The sequence below is a fragment of the Pseudomonas moorei genome (genome assembly GCF_008801475.1).
GTDB classification, from domain to species: Bacteria; Pseudomonadota; Gammaproteobacteria; order Pseudomonadales; family Pseudomonadaceae; genus Aquipseudomonas; species Aquipseudomonas moorei.
This window is the reverse complement of record NZ_VZPP01000035.1, coordinates 1-4,503: the sequence shown is the minus strand read 5'-3', so window position 1 is coordinate 4,503 and position 4,503 is coordinate 1. Positions and strand designations below refer to the sequence as shown.

The window sequence follows — 4,503 nt, the reverse complement described above, 5'->3', positions numbered from 1 at the left end:
TTGCAGCAACCCGTGTTTCACCCGTCTGGGTTTCGAGAGGAACACCAATGTGCACGTCAAATCTCCTGCGTGATCTTATTGAGTAAACCCATGCACTACGGATGGTGCGGCTGGGGCGGCCGATCAGCACGATCCCGCTAAATCAGGGCGGGGCGCGGCATTTTGCAGGCGAACTTTGTGCCCTTCAAGGGATTATGACGGGTGACGGAAAATTAACTACAAGTCACCCCGTGACCGAATGTCGCAACTAACCGGGTTAATCCCTTGTAGCCCGTGCCTTTCAGGGATTTTGGGGGCTTTTCAACAATTTTTGCATCGGCCATATGAATGATGCGGTATCGCTTTCAAATAGCACCTCAAAGCCACGTCTTCAGGCGCTTGTAGGACGTCTGTACTACTTTTGGCTACAGTCTGCAAAAATGCGACAAATACTTATATCTGTAGGGTTTTTATTTTACTGACTACGGGGTCAGCTAATGGCTGTAGGCCTTTATTTCTCTAAGCTGTAGCTATGTGCCTGATTCACCAGCCAATCCCGAAAAGCCCTTAATGACGCCGATTCGACCTTTCGCTCAGGAATCATCAGGTAATAGGCCTTGATGCTGGAGAGTGCTTGGGCGTTGGCGATGACCAAGCGTTTTTCGGCCAACTCACGCTGAATCAGAAACGGTGGTATCAAGGCGATCCCCATGTCATGCATGGCTGCTTGAGCCAGCATGGAGAATAGCTCGTACCGAGGTCCTGTCATGTCGCGCGGGACATTCAGGTGTTGGGAGTCGAACCACTGTCGCCAGGCATAGGGGCGGGTGGTTTGCTGCAGCAGGGGTAATTCGGCGATTTCAGCGGCTGTCAGAACGGTCTTTTTTCCGAGCAGGCCGGGGCTGCACACCGGCAGCGGATGTTCGCCCATCAGGCGGTGGGATTCTGTACCTGACCAGTCCGCGTCACCGAAATAGATCGCGGCGTCGAAGTCGGTGTCGGCAAAGAGAAACGGGCGTGTGCGGTTGGTCAGGTTGACCGTCACTTCCGGGTGTTTTTGCTGGAAGTCCTTGAGTCGGGGCAGCAGCCATTGGGTGCCGAAGGTCGGAACTACGGCCAACTCGATCACGTTGGCACCCTGCTGGCCCATCACGGATAAGGTATCGCGTTCCACGGCATCCAGTTGAGTGGCGACCCGGCGGCTATAGGAAAGTCCGGCCTCGGTCAGTTTGACCCCGCGTCGCGAACGTCGGAACAGTTCTACGCCGAGGAAGTCCTCGAGGCTGGCGATCTGACGGCAAATCGCGCCCTGTGTCAGCGAAAGCTCCTGTGCTGCCTTGGTAAAGCTCTCGTGGCGCGCTGCTGCTTCAAAGCTGATCAGGGCGGTGGTGCTGGGTATCTTTCTGCGCATGTACGTCAACCTCACTAATACATCGCATTATTGGCATTTCGCGACGTTTCGGAGTGAGAAATTAGCACAACAGTATGCAAAATCCTCGTTTGCCGGGAGGCCGAAGCCGGCCTAGCATCAGTCCACGTTATTTGACCTGTTTCGAGAGGACACACTCATGGCCGGTAAAGCTAGCTTCAACTGGATCGATCCCCTGCTGCTGGATCAACAGCTCACCGAAGAAGAGCGCATGATTCGCGACACCGCTGCGCAGTTCGCTCAGCAGAGCCTCGCACCACGCGTTCTCGAAGCTTTCCGTCATGAAAAGACCGACCCGGCGATCTTCCGCGAAATGGGCGAAGTGGGTTTGTTGGGTGCAACCATCCCTGAACAATACGGTGGCAGTGGTCTGAACTATGTCAGCTACGGTCTGATTGCCCGTGAAGTTGAGCGCGTTGACTCCGGTTACCGTTCGATGATGAGTGTGCAGTCTTCACTGGTGATGGTGCCGATCAACGAATTCGGCACAGAAGCACAAAAGCAGAAATACTTGCCGAAACTGGCCTCGGGTGAGTGGATCGGCTGCTTCGGCCTGACCGAGCCAAACCACGGTTCTGACCCTGGTGCGATGATTACTCGTGCTCGCAAAGTGGAAGGCGGCTACAGCCTGACCGGTAACAAGATGTGGATCACCAACAGCCCGATCGCGGACGTGTTTGTCGTCTGGGGCAAAGACGATGCGGGTGATATCCGCGGCTTCGTTCTGGAGAAAGGCTGGAAAGGTCTGAGTGCCCCGGCGATTCATGGCAAGGTTGGCCTGCGTGCATCGATCACCGGCGAAATCGTCATGGATAACGTATTCGTGCCGGAAGAGAACATTTTCCCGGATGTCCGTGGCTTGAAAGGTCCTTTCACCTGCCTGAACTCGGCTCGTTATGGCATTTCCTGGGGCGCGTTGGGTGCGGCAGAGTTCTGCTGGCACACCGCTCGTCAATACACCCTGGATCGTCAGCAGTTCGGTCGTCCATTGGCTGCCACTCAATTGATCCAGAAGAAACTGGCCGACATGCAGACCGAAATCACCATGGCGCTGCAAGGTTGCCTGCGTCTGGGTCGCATGAAAGATGAAGGAACGGCGGCAGTCGAAATCACTTCGATGATGAAGCGCAACTCCTGCGGCAAATCTTTGGACATCGCTCGCATGGCCCGCGATATGCTCGGCGGCAACGGTATTTCCGATGAGTTCGGGGTCGCGCGCCACCTGGTCAACCTGGAGGTGGTGAATACCTATGAAGGTACGCATGACGTCCACGCGCTGATCCTTGGTCGTGCGCAAACCGGCATCCAGGCGTTCTATTAATAGGAGAACGGCCATGGGCGCGCTTTCGCATCTACGGGTACTGGATTTATCGCGGGTGCTGGCCGGGCCATGGGCCGGTCAGATTCTTGCGGACCTTGGCGCTGAGGTGATCAAGGTCGAGCGTCCGGGCAATGGCGATGACACGCGCGCCTGGGGGCCGCCGTTCTTAAAGGACGCCTATGGCGAGAACACCAGCGAGGCTGCCTATTATTTGTCGGCCAATCGCAACAAGCAGTCGGTCACCATCGACTTCACGCGTCCGGAGGGGCAGAAGCTGGTGCGTGAGTTGGCGGCCAAATCGGACATCCTGATCGAGAACTTCAAGGTCGGTGGGCTGGCGGCTTATGGGCTGGACTATGCGTCGCTGAAGGCGCTCAATCCAGACCTGATTTATTGCTCGATCACCGGGTTCGGTCAGACCGGGCCTTATGCCAAGCGTGCGGGTTATGACTTCATGATCCAGGGGCTTGGCGGGCTCATGAGTCTGACGGGTCGACCGGAAGGAGAAGAAGGCGCGGGGCCGGTAAAGGTCGGCGTGGCGCTGACGGACATTCTGACCGGGCTTTATTCGACGGTGGCGATCCTGGCGGCGCTTGCGCACCGGGATCATGACGGCGGTGGTCAGCATATTGATATGGCGCTGCTGGATGTTCAGGTGGCCTGCCTGGCTAACCAGGCGATGAACTACCTGACCACAGGCAATGCGCCGAAGCGCTTGGGTAACGCTCATCCGAACATCGTGCCTTATCAGGATTTTCCTACGGCGGATGGCGATTTCATCCTGACCGTAGGTAATGACGGGCAGTTCCGCAAATTCGCCGAGGTGGCTGGTCAGCCGCAATGGGCAGATGATCCGCGATTTGCTACCAATAAGTTGCGGGTGGCTAACCGCGCAGTGCTCATTCCGCTGATTCGTCAAGCGACGGTGTTCAAGACCACTGCTGAGTGGGTGGCACAACTGGAGCAGGCGGGGGTTCCGTGTGGGCCTATCAATGATCTTGCGCAGATGTTTGCGGACCCTCAGGTCAAGGCTCGTGGGTTGGCGATTGAGTTGCCGCATGTATTGGCCGGGATGGTGCCGCAAGTAGCGAGCCCTATTCGATTGTCCGAGACGCCCGTGGAGTACCGTTATGCGCCTCCGCTGCTGGGAGAGCATACGTCGGAGGTACTGCAGCGGGTGTTGGGGCTGGATGCTGGTGTAGTGGCGGCCTTTAAAGAGTCTGGAGTGCTCTAGGGCTTCCTTCTATATAGAGCGCTGGTTTGACTCCTCCTTGTTACGGGGGAGGAACGGGCTGTATTCCTGCCTTCCGTAAGTAATTGATAGAAAAACCAAATCAGTGCTTGACGGCAGATTCTGGAGGCCTATAATTCGCACCACTTCCGGCGCAGTCGAAACGGAAAACTCCTTGGAATACAATGAGTTACGTAGTTTTCGGCAGCAGGTTGCTTCAGGTCATCGAAGTCGAAAGGAAGTTGAAAAAGAGGTGTTGACAGCAGCGAGTAACGCTGTAGAATTCGCCTCCCGCTGACGAGAGATCGAAAGCGCAAGTGGTTGAAGTTGTTAAGGATTCCTTGAAAACTTCTGAAAATAATCACTTGACAGCAAATGAGGCTGCTGTAGAATGCGCGCCTCGGTTGAGACAAAGCTCTTAACCAACCGCTCTTTAACAACTGAATCAAGCAATTCGTGTGGGTGCTTGTGGAGTCAGACTGCTAGTCAACGGATTATCAGCATCACAAGTTACTCCGCGAGAAATCAAAGATGTAACCAACG

General features: G+C 55.6%; 3 protein-coding genes. 2 read left to right on the top strand and 1 reads right to left on the bottom strand.

All coding sequences use genetic code 11. The features are described from left to right. Window positions 1-490: 490 nt before the first annotated feature. Window positions 491-1,390 carry a LysR family transcriptional regulator gene (locus F7R06_RS30565; protein ID WP_090327222.1) on the bottom strand — a complete coding sequence of 300 codons (900 nt, stop codon included), beginning with the start codon at window positions 1,388-1,390 and terminating at the stop codon, window positions 491-493. Between the two features lie 157 nt (window positions 1,391-1,547). Here F7R06_RS30565 and F7R06_RS30560 point away from each other — a divergent pair, with 157 nt between their 5' ends. Beyond that, window positions 1,548-2,729, top strand: coding sequence for an acyl-CoA dehydrogenase (locus F7R06_RS30560; protein ID WP_090327225.1), 1,182 nt, complete (start codon window positions 1,548-1,550; stop codon window positions 2,727-2,729). A gap of 13 nt (window positions 2,730-2,742) precedes the next feature. After that, complete coding sequence (locus tag F7R06_RS30555; RefSeq protein ID WP_090327227.1) at window positions 2,743-3,963, top strand: CaiB/BaiF CoA transferase family protein; 1,221 nt, start codon at window positions 2,743-2,745, stop codon at window positions 3,961-3,963. Window positions 3,964-4,503: the final 540 nt, after the last annotated feature.

What these genes read in the sequence shown, in the direction of transcription:
- F7R06_RS30565 (WP_090327222.1), bottom strand. Translation starts at nt 1,390, where the DNA reads ATGCGCAGAAAGATACCCAGCACCACCGCCCTGATCAGCTTTGAAGCA.
- F7R06_RS30560 (WP_090327225.1), top strand. Translation starts at nt 1,548, where the DNA reads ATGGCCGGTAAAGCTAGCTTCAACTGGATCGATCCCCTGCTGCTGGAT.
- F7R06_RS30555 (WP_090327227.1), top strand. Translation starts at nt 2,743, where the DNA reads ATGGGCGCGCTTTCGCATCTACGGGTACTGGATTTATCGCGGGTGCTG.